This window comes from Klebsiella sp. X13, assembly GCF_003323835.1.
In the GTDB taxonomy this organism is placed as follows: domain Bacteria; phylum Pseudomonadota; class Gammaproteobacteria; order Enterobacterales; family Enterobacteriaceae; genus Klebsiella; species Klebsiella ornithinolytica.
In genome coordinates this window covers 1,748,185-1,770,862 of sequence record NZ_CP030874.1, presented here as the reverse complement: position 1 = coordinate 1,770,862, position 22,678 = coordinate 1,748,185, and the positions used below count along the sequence as shown (strand labels likewise).

Here is a 22,678-nt window from a genome sequence, read left to right as displayed (position 1 = left end):
GGAATATAATATATGGTAGCAAGAATACAAAAATATACATAGAATAATACTCACATTGTCCACACTTACTTTGCCATTAATATTTATCACAATTAACCTTAAAGCATTGTTATAAAAAATGAAAACACTATCATTCACTAAACTCTAAAATAATATTTAGCCTTTTCTCTATAATTAAATAAAGAAAAGGCCAACCACTCAATCCACACCAGATTTCAACCTAGATTTAAATACTGATAAATCCCTTATCTTCATAGTTAGCTTTTTCTCAATCAAATGATAAAAAATATTAGATGCAATTATCGAAAAAACAATAACCAAAATATAAAATAAAGGAGCATATTGTAAAAATCTTATTTTTTTAGTTAAAATAGCAATAGTCTGGATAACGAAAGGGTGAATTAAATACAGACTATATGATATTTCACCAAGAAAAAGAGGATATTTAATTTTATCCTTGCACTGCAATAATAATCTTTCAATACTTAAGAGTCCACCTACGAATAATAATGCAGGAAGACCGAACTCAATGGTTCTCACTGCAATAGATATAGATAATAATTTAGCAGCAAAAGAAGCAAGAGTGATAAGTAAAAGCCCGACTATTTTCTCATTCAATGAACCAGCATAAATAAGGAATAAGGCTGCTCCAAAGATAAATTCATACTTAATGGGATCGTTTAAAAATGACCGAATTCCTTCTCCAGTAGAAAGAAAAATAATATCAATAAACAGGAACAACACAAAAGTAAAAAAAGCTTTTTGTGCTCCATTTCTGTTTATAAAGAAAATAAATGTAAGATAAAAGAAAAACTCAAACGTTAAAGTCCATCCATTCTGCACTAAAAACTTTATATCAAACGGGTACTTTATTAAAGTAAAAGATTGAATAATCCCAGTTTGCCCTCCAGATGAGTTAACTAAAGAAGGAGCAATCAAATATACGCCCAAAGCCAGAAAGGAAACAGTCCAGTAGGCCGGTATTATTCTAATTATCCTGTTACTAATAAATTGTAACTTTGAACTATTTTTATTAGTCACAAGCATCATGATAAAGCCTGATATAATAAAGAAAATATCTACGCCGATCCCCCCCCAGGAAAATAGATTTGTATCTTGCAGCCCTAACTGTATCGTTTTGTGATTGGCATGACTAAAAAGAACTACCAATGCAGCAATTCCCCTTAGTATTTGTATTGAATTGATTTGTCCAGAAATTTTCATTAATAGCTCTGAATATGAAATTTATGATGAAACTATACTATGTTAATTTAGCAATTAAGTAAATTATATTTATGTAACTACCATTGTCATCTGGTAATGGATGCTGGACGTCTTCTAAAAAGAACTTTCGTTCATTACCTTTTTTAATAATAGGAGAAGTTAAGATTTTAATATAATCTTATTTTTTAGACCTCTGGGCATTTCATTGCATTCAGTAAGTAAGCGATAAAAAAAATAGCAAGCTAAGCAGATACTCAGCTACATTACTTAAGGAAATCCCATTTAGTCCAGTCAATAAATTTATTTACAGCGAGCAACCTCACTTACTAAAAATTATAGCACACATACTATTATAACAGTCGTAAGAGATAGCAAATCAATGCTGGCAGTAAACTTTATTTCAATATTTCTATAATAGTATACGTATCTAGCCGACAGAGTACACTGAATCGAGTAAGTAGGCAGTACACTTGTATAGTAATATGTTACATTAACTTCTAATCTGCTCTATATAAGGATTGCTAATAGTAAATATTAGAAGATTATATTTCTGAGGATATAAATCTCTTTTTACACCAGCCAATAAAGATCGATATGTTTTAGGGTGGCAACAATAAATGATTGATATTATTTATGATAACAAACAAAGGAATGTAATAATATTACTTATCAAAGCCGGCGACAAACGTCGCCAGCTTAACAACAAAACTAATCGTTACCAAAAAGGTCGCGGGTATAAACCTTTTCTTTTACATCAGCAAGCTCCTCTGCCATTCGATTAGAAATAATAACATCAGCTTCTTGCTTGAAATCATTCAAGTCGCGAACTACGCGAGAATTGAAAAACTCATCTTCTTTCATAACTGGTTCATAAATAATGACCGGAATTCCTTTCGCCTTAATACGTTTCATAATCCCTTGGATAGAGGACGCCCGAAAATTGTCCGAACCACTCTTCATAATAAGTCGATATACACCTACCACTTTAGGTTTACGACTTAGAATTGAATCAGCAATAAAATCTTTACGTGTACGGTTGGCATCAACTATTGCAGATATGATGTTATTTGGTACAGATTCGTAGTTAGCGAGTAGTTGCTTAGTATCTTTTGGCAAACAATAGCCCCCATAACCAAAAGAAGGATTGTTGTAGTGATCACCAATACGAGGGTCTAAGCATACACCTTCAATTATTTGCTTGCTATTTAATCCTTGACTTTCTGCATAACTATCTAGCTCATTAAAATATGAAACTCGTAAAGCAAGATAGGTGTTTGCAAAAAGTTTAATCGCTTCTGCTTCGGTAGAATCTGTAAAAAGAATCGGGATATCTTTCTTAATAGCACCTTCTTTTAGCAAATTTGCAAAACGTTGTGCACGTTCTGAGCGTTCACCAATGACAATACGGGAAGGGTGGAGATTATCGTACAGGGCGCGCCCTTCACGAAGAAATTCTGGGGAGAAAATGACATTATCGATACCCAAACGCTCTTTTATACCACGGGTAAAACCAACCGGAATTGTCGATTTGATAATCATAACAGCTTCAGGGTTGATCTCAGAAACATCACGTATTACAGCCTCAACAGTTGATGTATTGAAATAGTTAGTTTTCGGATCATAATCTGTTGGAGTCGCAATGATGACATAATCAGCACCACGGTATGCATCATATTTGTCCGTTGTTGCACGAAAGTTCAGTGGTTTCTCGGTCAAATATTCCTGAATCTCTTTATCCACAATTGGAGATAGTTTCTGGTTGAGCATATCCACTTTGGCTTGTACGATATCCAATGCAACAACTTCATGATGCTGTGCAATAAGAACACCATTAGATAAGCCAACATAACCTGTACCGGAAATAGTAATTTTCATTCGATTACACTTTTATCAGTTAACTGGATAATGGCTGATAGCCACGTTCTGAATCAACACTGTTAATGTTTTTACCCTGAGCTCTAGTGCATGTCAAGGAAACAATATGCTGTCTGCTTGAAAGTAACCGCTATAACTTACTAAATATAGTAAGTAACCTTTATGCCTTAGGATATTAAGGCTGAGACATTTAAAACCCTCAGCTTGGGTAAAAAAAAACACGTTATTTTTTCAAAAATAAACCTAACTCCATCGATAAGTTTTCATTTACGATATCAATAATCACCAAAAGGGATATAAATGAATATTAAATTCATAAATCAATGCTGTTATTATGATAAATATCACGATAACAGGAATCCACTGTCGTATATAAGAGATAAAACTTACACTCACAATAGGTTTGATGAAGAAAGGGAAAACTAAAAATGACACTAATAGTTGTGCTATCGATAATGTTAATGAAACATACCACAAAGTAGGGAACATAATTATGGTAGAACTAATACATAGTACAGCAATCCCTGCAACTATATTCCATACAAACTCAACATTTGTCTTTCCATTAGCTTGAGCAATGGCACCGGTCAATCCTCCCATAGGCCTTAGCGCTCCAAAAATCAGCATAAATGGCAAGATGTTCATAATTGGCATTCTTTCACTGCCATACAGTAATGTTATAATTACCGGAGAAAACAAGTAGATACCTATATAAATGCATGAACTAAACGCCACAATAATAAAAGTACCTTTAAGGAATATTGCTTTTAGTTCATGTAACTCTCGCTGATTCTCTGCAAATCTTGGCAATGCTAATCTATTAATAACTGGTGAAACTAATTTTAAAGGTTGTAGGATTAAATCTTTTGCTAAAGAATATAATCCAAGAGATTCTCCACCAAGAACTTTACCAACAATAATTACATCTAATTGCGTACGCAATTGATTAATAACTTGAGAGCCTAATTGATACACACCATATTTAAAAACATCATGCACAATTCCCTTTTCAAATTTGAAAAGCGGTCGCCATTCTCGACTTCCAAATAACGACATAAAACATAACCTCAAAACTGCATTCAATATCAGACCTAAAATGACAGCAGAAGTTCTTAGATCCGTTTTATAAATAGCCCATACCACGAAAAAGAAAGATATAAACTTAGCCCCAATTTCAATTTGAGATAATAAAATCATTTTTTTAGATTTTATATAATGAGCTTGATATTGCGACAAGGAACCAAGAAAAACAAAATTAATACTAGCTAACATAATTAATGATTCTAACTGCGGCATATTATAAAATTCGGATATCGGTAGTGATGATGCGAATACAATAAGCCCGGTAAATAGACTCAATAAAAAATTAATCCAATATATAGTACTTTGTTGCTCCCTGGTCATATCTTGTTTGTAAACAATATAACTACTCATTCCCATGTCTTGCAAAATCATAGCAATAGCAAGAACGGTATTTATTATTGCTAAAACGCCCAACTCATTGAGTTCTAATACTCTTGCAAGAATACTGATTTGTATTATTTGGAGAATTGCAGAAATAAAATTACTACCTAATAACCATGCAGCCTGTCCTTTTATTCCACTCACAGATATTTCTCCATAAGTGAGGTCATTTTTTTGTATTCTACATCTATATTAAATGTCTCTTCAATTTTTTTACGAGCATTAACGGTAGAGCTAAGAACAGAATCTGGGTTATTAAATATAAACATTAATTTATCAGAAATTTGTTTTATGTTTTTTTCATCGCACAAATATCCACTAATGTTGTTTTCAATTAATTCCGGAATACCACTATGAAAGGTCGATACTACAGGTAAACCATTCGCCATCGCCTCCATCAGAGCAACAGGTATCCCTTCCATATCACCATTCTCAGATGTTATTGATGGCAATACAAAAACATTACTTTTATCAAGAATAGTCTTAACGTTAGATTGAGATTGAAATCCTGTTATCGTTACCATATCTGCCAGCCCAAGCTGATCTATTAAAGACCTTAAACTTGATTCAAGGGGACCGTAACCTACAATCGTATATTTGAAAGGAATATTATTCGCCTTTAGTATTGAACAAGCGCGAATTGAATATTCGATGCCTTTCTTTTCAATAAGTCGACATACAGACACTATATTTAATGTCTCCCCAATGCTCCTTTCATTATATAAAAACTCATCAACATGAATACCCATTCTGATAACTTCAATTTTTGATGATTCGCAACCCAGTGAGATCATTTTGTCTTTCCACAAATGACTTATAGGAAAGAATAGATCTCCTTCAGCAAATAAATTAGTATATTGTTTTTTATATCTGGAAAGAATCTCTTTTATCGAAATGTCGAAACCATGGAAAACAGTAACTATTTTACCGTCTAATACTCCCAACTCTCTTAAAGAGTTGGCTATGGTACCACATGTGCCAAAATGCGCTACGAAATAATCAGCTTGATATACTGACCTTATATTCCCGACAATGGAGGGCAAATATAAACTATGAGACAAATGTCCATATTTAAATATATTAAATGCTTTTATTCTACCGGGAGTTAGGCACTTTAATGAATGTGAAAGCCTTTTCTCTAGTACTGCCAATCGCCCATGCGTTGTAAAGTTTGAAGGAAATACATAATCAACTTTTTCCTTTAAGTTATAATTTAGAAAATCCTCATGCAAACAGTTCATATCCCCCGGATAAAGCGCTAATATTCGCACATCATGTCCCATTTTTATAAATGAAATAATTTGATTTTGAATAAAAGTTTCCGAAGCTACTGGAAATGTGGCACAAAAAAAAGTAATATTCATTTTATTTCAAACCTTCTAAAATTTCCTTGATATTCTCATATCCTCTAGCCCTTGTTGTATTAATTCTTTGCGCTAGTGTATTTTTAACATCATCATTATTTTCTAATACATGATTTATTTTATCGATAACACTACCCGTTATTAATTCATTGATATCTGATGACAGAAAATCCATGCCTAGTTCATTCATCACTCCTCGTGATTTATGTTCATAGTTAAAAGCAATAGCTGGAGTACCGAAATTCATTGATATTATTGCTGAGTGCAATCTTGTCCCGATTGTCAGTATACATTTCTGGAATAGGCAGCCAAGTTGAAGATCATTTAATTCATCCATGACAACATGATAGTTTTCTTTATTTTTTACCAGATCTTTAATTGATAGGCCAATAATTCTATCATCATTATTATAACTCTCAATACCTGTACAAGTAGAGAAAGCTATAACTTGATACCCCAAATCATTTAAATAATCAATTATTTTTGCGAAAGCCGTTTCATACTGTAGTTGAGTCACACCCAGTCTTTTATCAAACGGCGCTAATTTCCTAACAGTTATAGCTATTGTTTTCTTTTCCGAAATCAATTTGCTCCAATGATTAGTCATATAATTATTTAAATCATCAGAATTAGGACCAACTAAAAATGCAGTATCTACACTCGAAGACACATTTTTCAAGTCAAATCCATATTTAACCATAAGGTCATAACTCACTCTTTCTCGTAACTGAACCAACTCAACATGAGAAAAAGAGTATTTTGCAACACGATTGAAGTTTTTTCCTTCAAAAGGGCCAACACTGTGCCCAATGAGATATATCTTTTTATTTGCAAGAAGTGAACATAGAATATGCTCGAACTGAGACACACCATACAAGTCGACAAAAAAAGAACCACCGACTTGAATTATAGCATCATATTTTTTTAATTGATCAGCAAATTCAGTAATATGTTGTGGTAAAGGGAATACCCTTAATAACCCTTTCTTTTCTATATGGCTCATCAAAACAAGTGGTAAGCATTTGTTTTTAACTTTATCAAAAAGAATTGATAATGCCCCTGTTTTCTTCTTAGAAGATTTGTTAAAAAGAGGATCTTGAATTATAGTTTCACCCAACAGATATTCTGAACTTTTTGAGTATCGACTAAGAATATCAATTTCGAAATTTTTATCTAACTTTCGAAGAGTATCTAAAAGACCTCTAAGAATTGCAGCATCTCCACGGTTTCCACACGTATGATTACCTACCAATAGTAATTTCATAAGACCTCAAATTAATTTCAAAAAAGTCATTCTTTTATAGTGTATTAACTGAATTCTATATCTATATATAAAAGTCATTGATATAAATAATTAACATCACATATCTTATTCCTGCTACTTATTAGTATACATCCCATTAACCGATAGATTTAAGATATAAGCACACAGAAAATTAATAAACAATGCTAAAATAAATCACCACCTTCCAACATTAAGCTTTTTCCATCGAAGTATAATAAAGTCAATTAAATTAAATTTATTCCATGAAATCCATTATGATTTTACCTAATGATAAAATTAATTTACATTCCATACAAATAGAGAAATAAATTAGGTTATTACAGTTTATTATGACAATTGAATTAGACAAGAAAAAAGAATATAAACACGCTTGATTATGAGAATAATCGATAAAAATACTCAATGTACAAAAACCACCTCTAGAGAGGTGGTTTTAATTATTGCGATGTAAATTAAAATATTATTTTTGGTCTAACATTAGTTAGACCACTCTGTATGGAATGTACCTTCTTTATCAGTGCGCTTATAGGTATGAGCACCGAAATAGTCGCGCTGAGCCTGAATCAGGTTAGCCGGCAGGACTGCAGAACGATAGCTGTCGTAGTAGGCAATAGCAGCAGAGAATGTCGGAACAGGGATGCCGTTCTGAACAGCATAAGCCACGACATCACGCAGTGCCTGCTGATATTCATCAGCAATCTGCTTGAAGTATGGCGCCAGCAGCAGATTGGCGATACCCGCATTCTGCTCGTAGGCATCAGTGATCTTCTGCAGGAACTGAGCACGGATAATGCAACCGGCACGGAAGATTTTGGCAATCTCACCGTAGTTCAGATCCCAGTTGTATTCATCAGACGCAGCACGCAGCTGGGAGAAGCCCTGAGCATAAGAAACGATTTTGCCCAGATACAGAGCGCGACGAACTTTCTCTACAAATTCAGCCTTGTCACCAGCCGGTTGAGATTTTGGCCCAGTCAGGACTTTAGACGCTGCTACACGCTGGTCCTTAAGTGAAGAGATATAGCGCGCAAAGACAGATTCGGTGATCAGAGACAATGGTTCACCCAGGTCGAGTGAGCTCTGGCTGGTCCATTTACCGGTACCTTTGTTGGCCGCTTCATCAAGAATCACATCAACCAGGTATTTACCTTCTTCATCTTTTTTAGTGAAGATGTCTTTGGTGATATCAATCAGGTAGCTGCTGAGCTCGCCTTCGTTCCACTCGGTAAAGGTTGTTGCCAGTTCTTCATTAGAAAGCGCCAGGCCACCTTTCAGTAAAGAGTATGCTTCCGCGATAAGCTGCATATCGCCATACTCGATGCCGTTATGCACCATCTTGACATAGTGACCAGCACCGTCAGCACCAATATAGGCGACACATGATTCACCGTCTTCGGCGCGCGCAGCGATCTGCTCAAGAATTGGCGCTACCAGCTCATAAGCTTCTTTCTGCCCACCAGGCATGATAGACGGGCCTTTCAGTGCGCCCTCTTCCCCACCAGAAACACCGGTACCAATGAAGTTAAAACCTTCAGCAGACAGTTCGCGGTTGCGACGAATTGTGTCCTGGAAGAAGGTGTTACCCCCATCAATGATGATGTCACCTTTGTCCAGATATGGCTTAAGAGAATCGATCGCACTATCAGTGCCTGCGCCTGCTTTCACCATCAACAGGATGCGGCGTGGAGTTTCGAGGGATTCAACAAACTCTTTAACAGTATAATGTGGGACCAGTTTCTTACCCGGATTCTCGGCAATCACTTCTTCGGTCTTTTCACGGGAGCGGTTGAAAACAGAGACGGTATAACCACGGCTTTCGATGTTGAGCGCAAGGTTGCGCCCCATTACTGCCATACCGACAACCCCGATCTGTTGCTTGGACATTACATACTCCTGTCTGGTGTGGTCACTGCGACACGCTCGCAGCTTAAATGTGATGATTATGTTAGCTCAAAGATGGTTAAGAGCATAGGGTAAAATTATTTTTATAAGTGACACTGGGTGGAAATAAAAAAAGGACATTGAATTGTATGATAATTATAAACTTAACATTACAGTACGCCAGCTATACACTACAGCGCTGAGTATTAGATGCATCCCAATAAAAGTACTATAACGTATATTTGATAAGTTTTTATACTTCAAAAGAGCATACTGTATGCACGCATTCTATTTCTACCTAGATGGTTTTCAATAGATGCTTAGCAAGTAAGAGGTTTCATGATAACATTTAACATCTAGAAGTTAAAAAAAACATAAAATCTAAATTTGTCATCTCGACATCAAACCTTTCATTATACTTTTTTCTGATAGGTCCGAATTGAGCAATCCTAAATTGGATTCATATTCCGTTGTATTCTTCTCATTGACCAATTGATACCACCAAATTCCTTTTATATAGCCTCTTGAGTTGACAAGATTGATATATTTAGTAATATATTGCTCTTGTTCGAAAGCATTTATCCTTCCTTTACTAGAATTTGAATAACCCATTTCAGTGATATAAATATCAACCATTCTCCCATTATTGAACCCTTTACTGATCTCTCGTTGAAAATCATCTATTTTCTTAAAATCTTTTTCAGGATCATTCACAGAATAGGGATGAATAGATATGCCATCAACATAGTTCATTAAACCTTTTTGCATCATCACCTCTAGCCAATAAACATGTCGTCGGTCTAGAGGATTCAAACTGCCAGCTATAATTTTAGCACCTGGCGAAATAGAGCGAATTTTAGAGCTTGTTTCCTTTATCAACTCTAAATAATTATTTGCCGATATAATGATTCGATCGGAATTATAACCCTTAATATCTTTCGACCACCACTCATTATATATCTCATAAGTTACATTGTATTTTTTGTATCTATTCACTACCCAATTGACATAGTTGACGAACGCAGTTCTGGTCACTGGATCGATCGGTTTTTCATGACTGTATATTGGATTTTTATATCCTAATATAAGTAAAGGCGTAATATTATTTTTGTTTGATTCTTTAATCAACTTATCTAGTCTGTCATTAGGGACTTTATATTCTCCTTTATTTATTTCTACATACTGCCATCTATAATCTGTGCGATATGAAACAAAATGATATTTTTTTAGCAACTCAAAAATTGTAGTGTTATCTATGCTTAACTTTTCAGGGTGAAAGCACACTCCTAGAATTTTTGTGTTGTCGACAGCATTCGCGGTGGATGAGAAAAACAAAAGAAACATAATAAACAAAAGGTTACGCATAATTAATACCTTATCTCATCTAGATATGCTTCTCATACGATTTTTTCATTGCTCATGTTTTTTATAAGCAGGAAAATGTCTACTAAATAGGAATAGACATTTGTATTACCTATGATACGTTTAAATAGTGATGAATATTCTATTTTAATACCATAACTGATTAACTGCGCTTTTAGTATTTCTCGCTCTCTATTTTCAATATTATTCCTTTCGCAGAATATTTCGAACGCATTATATATCTTCTGTTTATTGCTTAGCGATATTCTATTTTTGTCATGTGAGGTATCTTGGTAATACAAAGGCATATTAATCAGATATGCTTTATTTAGTTCAGAATATGTAAGCAATCTATAGAAAAGTTCCATATCTTGCCATGCTGGCATATCTGGAGAAAACTTACCGGCATCTCTCAATCTTTTTGTATAAGTAAAACATTGATTGCCAATGATATTTTTATGTAACAAATCTCTTCCTGTTATTGTCGTTGGCAAGATTGAATTAAGGTGTCTAACCTTTTTATACTTCCCTCCAGCCACAACAGTCAGGTAATATGTATATAAAAATACATATTTGTTCAACAGATGTGATTTATCTATTAATTGTTCGATCCTGTTTGGTGCGAAATAATCATCATCATCTAATCCAGTTATAAATAGCCCAGATGCTTTATCTATAGCTAAGTTTCGACTAACACAAGCGCCAGAGTTATTTGTTTTAAAGATATAACTTACCCGTGAATCTTGTTTATTAAAGTTCTTAAGAAACTCTTGAGTTCCATCACTCGAATTATCATCAACGACGATTATTTCTAAATTCTTATACGTCTGATTGACAACTGAGTTAAGTGCGCGCTTTAATAACTCCATTCGATTATAAGTCGGAATATAGACAGTTACTAACGGATTATCTTTCATTTCAATATCTCTTAAGAAAGTGCATTTTTATATACTGCAAAGGTTTTATCATTCATTAATTCTTGTGTATATTCGGTTACAACCTTTTCATACAAGATATCTTTTATTTTGTTCAAATCATAATCATTTAAACTAGATAATAATTTTGCAAGTGAAGCCGCATCTTCATTTGTAAATGAGAGACCACTTAGATCATTTATTGTTTGAAAGGCACTTATATTGCTTGCGATAACAGGTAGCTTATAGCTTATCGCCTCAAGTGGGACCATAGCAAGCCCCTCCCATCGAGAAGGAATAACTAAACAATTGGCCTTTAGGTAATAATCAAATAGTGATTCTTGATTAATCCAACCAGTAAATATTACATTGATGTTTTTAAATTCTAGATTCTTATAATCAATACTGTCATTTACTGGTTCGCCAACCATGATAACTTTAATTTTATAAGTTAATGCCGCACTATCTATAATTTTCAATGCCTTTATGAAAATATCAGTGCCTTTCTGGTAATCGAAGCGTCCAACATACAACAAAGTGTATTCTTCACAATTGTTGCAATTAACTTCATTTGATACCGTCGGAATATTGACGCCATTATTAATTACAACCATTTTATCTCTAGGAATACCAGCCAGAGAAGCATCACTATATTCGCTATCCCCAACGCAAATAATTTTACTCGTACACCTTGATAATATTTTTTCGCATTTTATATATAATGTTTTTTTGAGTTTATGCGAATCCATCAAAAACGGAAAAGCATGAGGACAATAGACGACTTTAATATTTTTATTATTAAATACAGTAAGTATTAATACGCGTCCAATGACTCCAGCAAAAGTGCTGTGAAGATGAACTATATCGGGCTTATATATTTTTATCTTTTTATATAAAACAATACCAAGATTTATTAATGATGCTACTCCTCTTTTTTTCCTTTTGAAGGTTATCACGTTATCCTTTAGTATTGGTGATATTTCTGAAATATGTTCATTTGGCACAATGACTTCTACGCCGTCAATTTCGTTATTATTTAATTGATATGTGGCCAAACTATTTATAACGGTAGCAACGCCTCCTTTAAAGGTTTCTGCTACATGTAGTACTTTCATTTATATGACCTCAGTAATTTTCTATTGTCAAAAAAAGTCAAACACTGGATTGAATTGATATGGATAAACACCAGCAATATTGCTTGCAATCATCAGTACAAAATATATAAAAGATACAATCATGAAGGTAACATAAATAAATTTGTTATTTATTTTTTTGAATACTATAGGAAACATCAACATAACATAATATAAAAAATACTGAATAATTCGTTGAGGGCCTGCTGGATCTGTTCCTAGCATAGCTACAGGGAGTAACAGAGCTACCCCACATAAATACATGCACTCATAGATTCTATATTCTAAGTTTTCTTTCCTTAATCGCTTTCCTATTATATAGAAAAATAATGCAATCACTACATATAACAGAACGGTTAATAATCCATTTTTTCCTTTTGATGCTTCCTCTGTGTAATGTTCGTATCTTGAGTTATTCAGAGCCATATGTGCTATCATAAGAGGCGCAGCTATAGCGCTACTTAAAACAATAGGTATTATTTTATATTCTATTCTCAATTTATTATGGCATACGAAATAAAATATCAACATAAGAGACGCGGTCACATGAAATTGTGATGCAATTAAGATTACAATAAAATATTTAATGAAATTTTTATTCACTAGATATTTTGTCGCTAAGAAACAAATCCCCATCGCAATACACTGGCGAATTTGATTGTACATCGCCATATACAAACCAAATGTAATATAAACATATATTGAAAGAGGGTAATCTACAGACCTTGATTTTAAAGTATATATAACAGGAAAAATGGAAACTATCGCCATCACGAAAAAATACAGTGAATAATCACTACTATAAATCTCACGAACCAAATATACTAAGTATTGGTAACCAGTCTCTACTTCTGGATCGAATTGAAATGCATAATTATTAAAAGGAAAACGGAAATAACGAGTATAAACATTCGCATCGGTCCCAATCTCATAATGTCTCATCGTGGCTAAGATCACCAATATAAGCAATGGGAAGAGGACGGATTTTCTATTTAATATTTTATATTCAGCAACAACCCAAGAATAGACAAGTAATAGTGCAATAATATATGGGAGCATTTTTTATCTCGTAATAATTAAAATTTGTCTTAATTCCTTTTATCCATTACACGATAGTTTCTTGATAGATAATTAAGATTACGTATTCTATATTACAGGTGTATGTTGACAAAGATCAAGATAAAATATAATAAATAACATTCACCTTTTTATATAGTGTACTTTGGTGATACTATATTACTGCGTGCCATGTTTTAACCAATACACATTGCCTATATTTATTAGTAATGACAGGCAGGAGATAAAAGCACTTTAATTATCTCCTGCTTTTTTACTACGAAAATACTAATAAGCTGATTTATTCACAAAACCTTTGAAAATTGTAAGAAAAATTATCTTCAAATCTAACCAAATACTCCAATTACGGATATAAATCAAATCATATTCGATTCTTTTTTCCATTTTTTCTAGCGTGTCAGTTTCACCACGCCAGCCATTAATCTGTGCTAAACCTGTAATACCTGGCTTAACTTTATGCCTTAACATGTATCCTTGGATAAGTGCTCTATATTGCTCATTGTGAGAAACTGCATGTGGTCTTGGACCAACCACTGACATCTGTCCAAAGAGTACATTAAAAAACTGCGGTAGCTCATCTAAAGAGGTCTTACGTAAGATCTTACCAACTTTAGTAATTCTAACATCATTTTTAGTTGCTTGTTTGACGTTACCATCATTTTCCATAACAGTCATTGAGCGGAATTTCCATACTCTAATTGGTTTACCATCCATTCCATAACGTATCTGCCGAAAAAAGACGGGACCAGGAGACGTAAATTTAACAACACACGAAATCAATATCAAAACAGGGGAAATTAAGATGAGAATAACTGTTGAAACTACTATATCTTCTAATCTCTTAAAAACCATATTGATTCCATTTAGAGGGGTATCAAATAATGGTACAACAGGTACTCCATTAATTTCCTCTGTTCGAGATTGTAATATATTGAATGTAAATAAATCAGGAATTAATAGGACTGAGCATGTTGTATCAGTTAACTCTTTAAGTACTTGCTTTATTTTATCTTCATCTTCAATAGCAAGAGCAATATAAACTCTATCCACTTTCCCAGACTTTGCATCCTCAACAAGTTTATTTAAATCGCCAGCATATGGTATTCCTTGTAAATTATCAGTATATGTATCATCGTAAATACCTTTAACTACGAATCCAAGCCACGTTTGTTCCTGAAAACTTTTGAATAATGCAATACCACTAGGCATAGCTCCAACCATAGCGACGGTGCGGCGATTATAACCGAGATTTCTTAGAACACCAATACCATATCTAATGAAGCATCTAAAAGAAATAAAACCAACACATACGATAATATACCATTGATAAAAAATATAATGCTCAGCATTGGGTATTGGATATACAGTTGAGATTAAAAACAGGATTGTTAAGCTTAACGTCCAGTTTTTTATTATCATTAACAATTCAAGTGAGAGTTTATTTCCTCTCCATGAACGATAAAAGTCTGTTATCCCACCAATCATTTGAAAAACAACAAGAGCGAATAATATTAACACTCCGAAAGCTAAGTCATATTGTAGGTTATTAATTAAATATACTATATATAGAGAGGAAGAAACAACCACAATATCAAACAATCTCTGTATCATTGAAATAATTGAAGCATTACCAGAGATTTGATACCTTTCAGGAAGAATATTCATCATTAAATCCATTAGGTCATAGAATTGAATATAAAGCAGAAATCACTGATGGTAAAATACTAATACGTATATCGCTATATACAACTTCATGTTCTACTCTAACTAAAAGTTACCACTTTATTTTATTCGGTCATTTAACAAATAATATTTTGTCAATACATCTTTGGTTTAACATAGTTAAAATATAATAATGTAGTATATCTTAAAGAAAACTTACTCATCTATTTCTCGAAAACAGAATATAACATTATATAAGCACTGAAGGACCTTCCCTCAGTGCCTGATATCAGCGGTTATTTATCATCAGTATACTTGTAACCATAATAGTTATATCCGTATCCATAATAGCTACCTGCTTTCTTTACCACGCCATATAGAATACATCCTTTCACTAGTACTCCACTCTGCTCTAACCGTTTAACACTTACCTCTATCTCTTTGGCTGTGTTCGTCTCGAAGCGTGCTATTAGCAAAGTAGTCCCAGCATAGTTACCAATTATTGCAGCATCCGTAACTGCCAGAATTGGCGGTGTATCTAAAATAACCATATCATAATTAGCACTAGCCCACGTAACCAACTCCCCAAAACGTCGATGCATCAGTAGTTCGGCTGGATTAGGCGGTACCATACCACGTGGGATAAAATCGAATCCAACCGTCGAAATCGACCTTATTGCTTTTTGAGCTTCAACTTTACCCGAAAGTATATCTGAGAGCCCATTATCATTGCTTACATTAAATAATTTATGCGTATAACCTTTACGCATATCAACATCAATAAATAAAACTCTTTTACTGCTTTGAGATATAACAGCAGCAAGGTTTGAACTCACAAATGTTTTCCCGGCATTTGGACTAGCTCCAGAAATCATTAATACGTTATTCCTTGCTTCCATCATTGCAAAATGCAAGCTTGTACGTAACCCTCTTATAGCCTCAATTGCAAGGTCTGCAGGGTTATCAATAGCTAAAAGTCCATGGACTTCACTAAGCTTTCTTCTTTTCCATCTTTGTTCCTGGGCTACTCTCTTTGCAAAATCGTCTGAAATAGGAATACTTGCGTATACGTTGATACCTAAATCTTCTAATTGCTCGGGAGTTTCTATACCTCTACGCAAGAACATTTGAATCATTACTAATCCAATTGAAATGATTCCGCCAAGAATAAACCCAGCTAAAACCACTAATATTTTTTTCGGTTTAACAGGTTTAGGTTGTGTAACGGCTTCATCGATAATTCGGACATTACCAATTGCACTAGATTTTGCAATATTGAGCTCTTGTTGTCTATTCAGCAACTGCATATATACAGCACGCCCGGATTCTACGTCACGACTAAGACGCAATATTTCCTGTTGTGTTTCTGGCATTGACGAAACTTTTTTATTTAGTTTCAGTTTCTCATCTTGTAGCGTCTTTCTTTTTTCCATTAACGCTTTATATGTAGGATGTTCCTTTGTGTAGAGTTGAGAGATTTCTGATTCACGAAAAGTTAATTCATTTAATTGATTGTCAGCATTAACTATCTGATCTAAAACAGACTTTGCTTCTAATGAAAGATCAACGGAATCATTTTGACGACGATATGCATTAAGCTTATCTTCTGCCAAATCTAATTCAGTCCGGACCTTAGGTAATTGTAAACTCAAAAATTCTAAACTTTTAGAATCCTGAGCAGCCTGCCGAGAAATATTTTGTGCTAAATAGTTCCCAATTATACTATCAACAATGCTTTCAATTAGTTTTCTATTTTCACCAGTGAGCGATATACTCAAGATTCCAGTATCTTTTCCTTGGTCCGTAACAGTGAGTATTTTTTGTAATTCCGTAATGGCTTGCAACCGAGTTAAGTACGTAATTGTGAACTCAGTTCCTGGTTTAGCATCTATTTTATCTATCTTTATTGATAATCCGTTACTATCTAATAAAACACCTGTTTTTCCTGACAACTCGAACCCATCTCCAGATATAGTATAATTACTATTATCTATAACTTTCAAAGTTAATTCAGGGATGTCTTCATTAGTCATAGGGACATATAGTCTAGAAACATATATTTCGCCCGGTTTGTCCCCCATTAATCTTGCCCAACCACTGCCAAAAACAGGAAAATACTTCTGTCTAACTTCAGCTTGTAGATTTAGATCATCTACCGTTTTGCCTAAGATCATTCTCGATTGTAACAAAGCAATTTCTGGAGCCGATTGAGGTTGACTATCCGGTAACATTTGACTCAGATTACTCAATATGGCATTTGCTTGCTTTTCTTCAACCTGTACTAGAGCATCTGCTTGATACACTGGAGTAGCGAATAATGCATATACTATCGCTAGTAATGTGAATAATGACACTATCGAAATAATTAATTTCCGATAATCAATTATTTCCCCAACTATGCGTCCTAAATCTATTTCATCTGTCTCTTTCTCAACAGATTTATGCTTAACTGATGACATGCAATTTTTCCTGATATTTATGCGCCTAATTTCTCAACCCAGCGCAAGCCGGCTTGCTCGATCAATTGATATACAGAGTTAAATGCTTCTTCACTCTTACGATACGGATCTGGAATTTCTCTACTATTCAACCATTGGCCAAACAGCATCGTTTTCCCTCTGGCTTCGGGGGCGATACGGCCAATTTGTTCAATATGATACTTTTCCATGACTAGTATTAAATCATACTGACGTCCTAGAGAAGCTGTGAATTGCCGACCCTTATGCCCATCTAAGGATAATCCATGTTTAGCAGAAACTTTAATTGCGCTTTCGTCTGCATCATGATCGACTAATGCACCTGTACCAGCTGAATCTATTTTTTTGTTTGGTAACTCACGACGTAGAAAGCGCTCACCAATCGGAGAGCGGCAAATATTTCCTGTGCATACTATTAAAATTGAATCAAACATTAGTTGGGCCATCTCTGAATATAACGCATTGTTTCTGTCATATCATGCACACCAGTAATCGTCGGAACCAACTGTGAAATCACTCGATTCCAACGAACCAAAGGAGCAGTGGTAACGTAGACAATATCATAAGGCTGCAACTGGAACTCAGTTCCTAAAACCATTGCTGAAGCATCTTGTGCATTGAGTTGATAGATATTAGCAATTTTCCCTTGCTTATCTCCCTTCAACTGGCGAATAACAAATACACCAGTGGCATCACTAAATGCTTGTGACATACCTTCAGCATTACCAATCGCTTCAGTAAGGGTCATACCACTACGATCCATCTTCATAGTGCTCTGTTTACCAACCTCACCCATAACAAAAACTTTAAGATCATCGTTACGAGGCACAAACAAAATATCACCAGGATACAATAGATGGTTCTGAGTCAAATCACCCTTCTGCATCAAAGCATATAATGAAATTAGTGTATCTTTGCCATTATGAGTCAACACTACATTTCGCCAGTCTGCATCGGCAGCTAGTCCACCAGCAGCATTAATAGCATCCATAACCGTCAATGGAATATTTGTTATCGCCTGCTTTCCTGAGTTAGTTACTTCTCCAGTGACATAAACTTTCTGGGATCGAAATGCAGCAATACTTACATCAACCTGAGGGCTTTCGATGTAGGTAGTCAAGCGACTCGCAATCTCCTGACGTACTTGACTCAATGTCTTGCCTGCAACCTGGACCTTTCCAATATAAGGGTAGAAAATAGTTCCGTCAGAATTGACCCAGTTACCCGTATCACTAGCACTCCGGTACTGACCTGCAGGTGTGGTCAATTCAGGATGATCCCACACCGTCACCATCAGTACATCCCCAACCCCAATACGGTACTCGTAGTTTTTAAGCAAAGTATCCAGTTGCGGATTCGGTCTCGCCATCAGCGTTTCTGGGCGCAACTGATCGACCAAACTAGGAGTCATAGGATATACATTAACAAGTTTATCCAGATCGTAATCGCTATCAGGTAGTTCAACCGTATTCTTCCGTAAGCTATTTAATCCTTGACCAGGAATAATGGTACAACCCGATAAAAAACCTATTGCCAATGCTAATGCCGAAAATCTAACAATTTTTTTCTTCATAATGTCACATCATCAGTAAACCAAAATTTGCCATTTCCTGAACAGCTATTGATTATCCAGCACATCCTTGTGTGGTCAGATATAGAGATCTATACGATTTGCTTCCTGCAACGTTACACAATCTCTTTACCAATCTGCCGCATTCAGCCTATAAACTAAAAGGGATTTCAATCCCTGCGCTTGCGCCAACATCATCACTATCGCTATGGTCTGCATTGGTATACCACAACGAGGTGTTGAGGCGGACTGTCTTATAGACATCCCCACTCCAGCCGAGTTGTATACCTTTCAATGTGTCAGCATGCGGGAATGCCTTATTAATTGATTGATCTTTAGGATTTACTTTGGCATAGACCAGACGACTGCTCCAGCGCTGATTATCTTCGGTAACCAGCTCAACTTTGCCGGCAAACAGCTGCCCGTCTCCCCCCATAGCATCGCCTAGCGGATATCCCTGCTGATAGTAACCATCTTTATAAATATGGTGGGTATAGGTATAGCCCGTTCGGCTCATATTAGTACGGGTATCATGCGCCTCAACATACCAGTTTATCGCATCTTTACCCCAACCGTGGTGCCCTTCAATTCCGCCCAGATACATATTGGCCGAAGGCAGGTACCCGGATTCATCTTCCCCTATCATCTGGCCGTACAGACTTACCGGCCAGCCTAGCGTTGGCTCGAGCTTCAGTTTGAAATCAAATCCCGCCAACTGGTTCCCGGGTTCATCATCCGTCCCGGTATTATCATGCCCGGTAAAACCATCCCAAAAGCTGCTAAAGGATTGAGGGCGTCCCTCACCTCCCCACTGCATGATGCGTGACGCACCGAGTTCAAGAGACTGGAACGGAGTGAAGGTCAAACGGCCGCCGATAATCTTGGCATGAGGTACCGCCGTGTACTGGTTCATCTGGCTGGCGGAAATCTGGTACTGCCAGGGGCCAATCCAGCGTAGCCACCAGGTTTCCGGAGCCGCCTGTTCAGCGCGCTGCATCAGGAGTCCGGTCATCGGTCTCGCAGCATCCCCGCGGATCAGGCTTCCTTCATAGCCGGGCCCCCACCACTGTGGCATCTGGCCAAACGACAGCCATTGGTTCCAGAACTTCACCGCGCCGTACGCGCCGTTGGCATTGAAGCGGGAGCCATTGCTGATGCGCTCACCGCCTTCTACATTGCCCTGCAGGTGAACATCCCACCAGTCGCCGCTGTTATTAAAGGCCAGCGATAGCGAGTTATCTGCCGGTTGGCTTTGTGCAAAGCCCTGCGGGGTTCCCGGTTGATCGGTAGAGGTGTAGCCGCTGACGCGGAAATCAGCCTTTAATGAAGAAAGCCTCTGATTAATACGCGTCAGCACCACCTGTTCAGAAGAATAGGAGGGTTTGGCCTTTTTTAACGCCCGGGTAATCTCTTCCTGACTCAAGGGCCAGGTCGAAAGGCTAAGCTGGATAACTCCCCGGTCAGACAGCCAGGAGAGATCGTTACGCAGTTCGTTATCATTGAGTACCAGACCAGAGGCATAAACCTGCGCACTCACCGATGTCAACAGCCCCAAAGCAAGTGCAAGACGCGCGATTTTCATCATTATACAAGATCCATTTTTAGCCCCGTTTCCGCAAGCTGGCGAGTCATGGGGAATATGAGTTTAGAGAGCGCACGCTGACGCCAGTCGTAGTATGTTTGTTCAGCAGTGATGATGCAATAAGCAGTCCCTTCGAACGTAATCAGCCACGCACTATTTGAAATGTCAGTTCCACAGTCAAAACGCCAGCGACGCCCCTCACATCGATCACCGCCGACCCTGGACATGAGCTATCTCAGGTCAACCAGAGGGATAAAACACCGTTGAGTCAGAAAGAGTGCCGATTATATACGGTGCTTGCGGATAATCATCCGTCGCAACCGGTTTTAGGAATTTCGAACATATAGAAGATGACTGAAGAATTGACGCTGACGGTTTCGATACGCTACCGCCCTTGGCTTAACAGCTACCAATGCACTGTACTTCATTTATACATTTTTGCTGGCGCAGCGCCCGCCGGATTATTAGTCACTGACAATATTTTAGCGGCATCAAGTTTACGAGATTCTGCCGGCAAATGGGAGTAAAAATGACAACTATTCGCTTATAAAAACAACCAAATCTTACTCCTCCGACAAGCGGACGACATCACAATAAGATTGTTTAATAATATCTCGCTGTTCCAGCCAGCGAAACTTACCCACGCATCAATACAAAAGTAACATCATGTTTTTTAAGGGTTTTACTGACAAAATAAACTAACCCTTCAAATTGTCATCACTTTCGTCAACTACAAAAATTAATACCTTTCATTCCCTTTTTATACTTGACAAAGATAATTTAACTTCGAGTATCAGGTCCTGGCTGTCTATTTAGGATTGTTCTCAGCCACGTTATTTCCTGTGCCAGCAAAACATTGCTGCAGAATGTAGTATCAACTATTTATTTCATGAATATGAATGTGCGAGGCCGGGACTGATTCTATTATTTTCGCAGGTCTCTTTCATTGTCAGCAGCACACTCAGTAAAAATGCTTATGCATATCCGCCCGGGTAAAGGGTTTTTCCAGCGGCCCAAGCTTGACGGCAATTTCACCCAGCAAAGACTGAGTCGGCGCTTTAGTACCGGTATTTAGTAACACGACGGGGATGATAATCAGACTGAGCACCCCGCCCCAGGAGAGCTGCGCATCGACGACACGTGATGAATTCCGCTGCAGCAGCAGAAACAGCGCGCTACCGCAGGCGCCAAGCAGCAGCCCGGCAATCACTTCAGATGGGGAGTGGGCATGAATCGCCAGACGGGAATACCCCACGAGGCCAGCCAGCAGATACCCCATCACCATGGCAGTCCGGCGTAAAACAACGCTACCGCGAGCGCAGAGCAGCCATAAGAAAATAGGCCAGAAGGCGGTAGATAAAGCGGTGTGCCCGCTAAAACCGGTAAAATCTAACTCGCGGATGCCGATGCCCCAGCCCATAAAAGCCAGTTTTGATGCACTGACGATGGCGCCGGTAATACCAAACAGCAATCCCCATTGCCAGGCAATCTGTCTGGAAGGCCTGCGCAGAAATAAAACCATGAACACGGCTGCCGCGCTGGGTAACAGCACGGTACTATCGCCAAAAAAAGAGACCCACTGCCAGTTCATTTATTTTTCATCCTTTGACGATTTTCCAGTTCGCAGCGCCTTTGTCCATGACGTTGGTATGGGCATACACATCCGATAACTTCACATTTTTATGCATGCATCACTGTTGTTTAATGCGTAAGCATGATCTCAGTCAAGTTTTATTTTTTTATGACAGCCAGCGGCAGGCATATTTTTTTAAGAAGATTCTGACTAACTCATTATTAGCAAACATAAA

At 36.7% G+C, this 22,678-nt stretch carries 16 protein-coding genes; all 16 read right to left on the bottom strand.

Translation table 11 applies throughout. The features are described 5' to 3' along the window. Positions 1-198: 198 nt before the first annotated feature. On the bottom strand, positions 199-1,224 hold the full coding sequence (locus DSD31_RS08480) for an acyltransferase family protein (protein ID WP_113990965.1): 1,026 nt from the start codon (positions 1,222-1,224) through the stop codon (positions 199-201). Between the two features lie 708 nt (positions 1,225-1,932). Beyond that, the gene (ugd, locus tag DSD31_RS08475) at positions 1,933-3,099 is read right to left on the bottom strand and encodes a UDP-glucose 6-dehydrogenase (RefSeq protein ID WP_113990964.1); all 1,167 of its coding nucleotides are present in this window, start codon (positions 3,097-3,099) and stop codon (positions 1,933-1,935) included. Between the two features lie 282 nt (positions 3,100-3,381). Next, positions 3,382-4,707: an oligosaccharide flippase family protein gene (locus DSD31_RS08470; RefSeq protein WP_113990963.1), complete on the bottom strand. Its 1,326-nt coding sequence runs from the start codon at positions 4,705-4,707 to the stop codon at positions 3,382-3,384. Then, entirely contained in the window at positions 4,704-5,927 is a 1,224-nt protein-coding gene (locus tag DSD31_RS08465) for a glycosyltransferase (protein ID WP_113990962.1), read from the bottom strand. The genes DSD31_RS08470 and DSD31_RS08465 overlap by 4 nt, the downstream gene beginning before the upstream one ends. Before the next feature lies 1 nt (position 5,928). Then, positions 5,929-7,191 (bottom strand): colanic acid biosynthesis pyruvyl transferase WcaK, encoded by a 1,263-nt coding sequence (gene wcaK / locus DSD31_RS08460; RefSeq protein ID WP_113990961.1) that lies wholly within the window; start codon positions 7,189-7,191, stop codon positions 5,929-5,931. Between the two features lie 498 nt (positions 7,192-7,689). Next, positions 7,690-9,096: an NADP-dependent phosphogluconate dehydrogenase gene (gndA, locus tag DSD31_RS08455; protein WP_113990960.1), complete on the bottom strand. Its 1,407-nt coding sequence runs from the start codon at positions 9,094-9,096 to the stop codon at positions 7,690-7,692. 387 nt (positions 9,097-9,483) lie between these two features. Further along, entirely contained in the window at positions 9,484-10,458 is a 975-nt protein-coding gene (locus DSD31_RS08450) for a glycosyl hydrolase (protein ID WP_113990959.1), read from the bottom strand. 32 nt (positions 10,459-10,490) lie between these two features. After that, positions 10,491-11,372 carry a glycosyltransferase gene (locus DSD31_RS08445; RefSeq protein ID WP_113990958.1) on the bottom strand — a complete coding sequence of 294 codons (882 nt, stop codon included), beginning with the start codon at positions 11,370-11,372 and terminating at the stop codon, positions 10,491-10,493. 11 nt (positions 11,373-11,383) lie between these two features. Further along, the gene (locus tag DSD31_RS08440) at positions 11,384-12,484 is read right to left on the bottom strand and encodes a glycosyltransferase (RefSeq protein ID WP_113990957.1); all 1,101 of its coding nucleotides are present in this window, start codon (positions 12,482-12,484) and stop codon (positions 11,384-11,386) included. Between the two features lie 27 nt (positions 12,485-12,511). Then, positions 12,512-13,561, bottom strand: coding sequence for an EpsG family protein (locus DSD31_RS08435; RefSeq protein ID WP_113990956.1), 1,050 nt, complete (start codon positions 13,559-13,561; stop codon positions 12,512-12,514). A gap of 285 nt (positions 13,562-13,846) precedes the next feature. Continuing rightward, positions 13,847-15,244, bottom strand: a complete 1,398-nt coding sequence (gene wcaJ, locus DSD31_RS08430; protein ID WP_113990955.1) for an undecaprenyl-phosphate glucose phosphotransferase — start codon at positions 15,242-15,244, stop codon at positions 13,847-13,849. 293 nt (positions 15,245-15,537) lie between these two features. After that, positions 15,538-17,700: a polysaccharide biosynthesis tyrosine autokinase gene (locus tag DSD31_RS08425; RefSeq protein ID WP_113990954.1), complete on the bottom strand. Its 2,163-nt coding sequence runs from the start codon at positions 17,698-17,700 to the stop codon at positions 15,538-15,540. Between the two features lie 17 nt (positions 17,701-17,717). Continuing rightward, positions 17,718-18,152, bottom strand: coding sequence for an arsenate reductase/protein-tyrosine-phosphatase family protein (locus tag DSD31_RS08420; RefSeq protein WP_113991387.1), 435 nt, complete (start codon positions 18,150-18,152; stop codon positions 17,718-17,720). Next, positions 18,152-19,291, bottom strand: coding sequence for a polysaccharide export protein (locus tag DSD31_RS08415; RefSeq protein WP_113990953.1), 1,140 nt, complete (start codon positions 19,289-19,291; stop codon positions 18,152-18,154). The genes DSD31_RS08420 and DSD31_RS08415 overlap by 1 nt, the downstream gene beginning before the upstream one ends. A gap of 148 nt (positions 19,292-19,439) precedes the next feature. Then, a complete protein-coding gene (locus tag DSD31_RS08410; RefSeq protein ID WP_113990952.1) occupies positions 19,440-20,873 on the bottom strand; it encodes a capsule assembly Wzi family protein in 1,434 nt (477 codons plus the stop codon). A gap of 958 nt (positions 20,874-21,831) precedes the next feature. Then, positions 21,832-22,461: a phosphatase PAP2 family protein gene (locus tag DSD31_RS08400; protein ID WP_113990950.1), complete on the bottom strand. Its 630-nt coding sequence runs from the start codon at positions 22,459-22,461 to the stop codon at positions 21,832-21,834. Positions 22,462-22,678 lie beyond the last annotated feature (217 nt).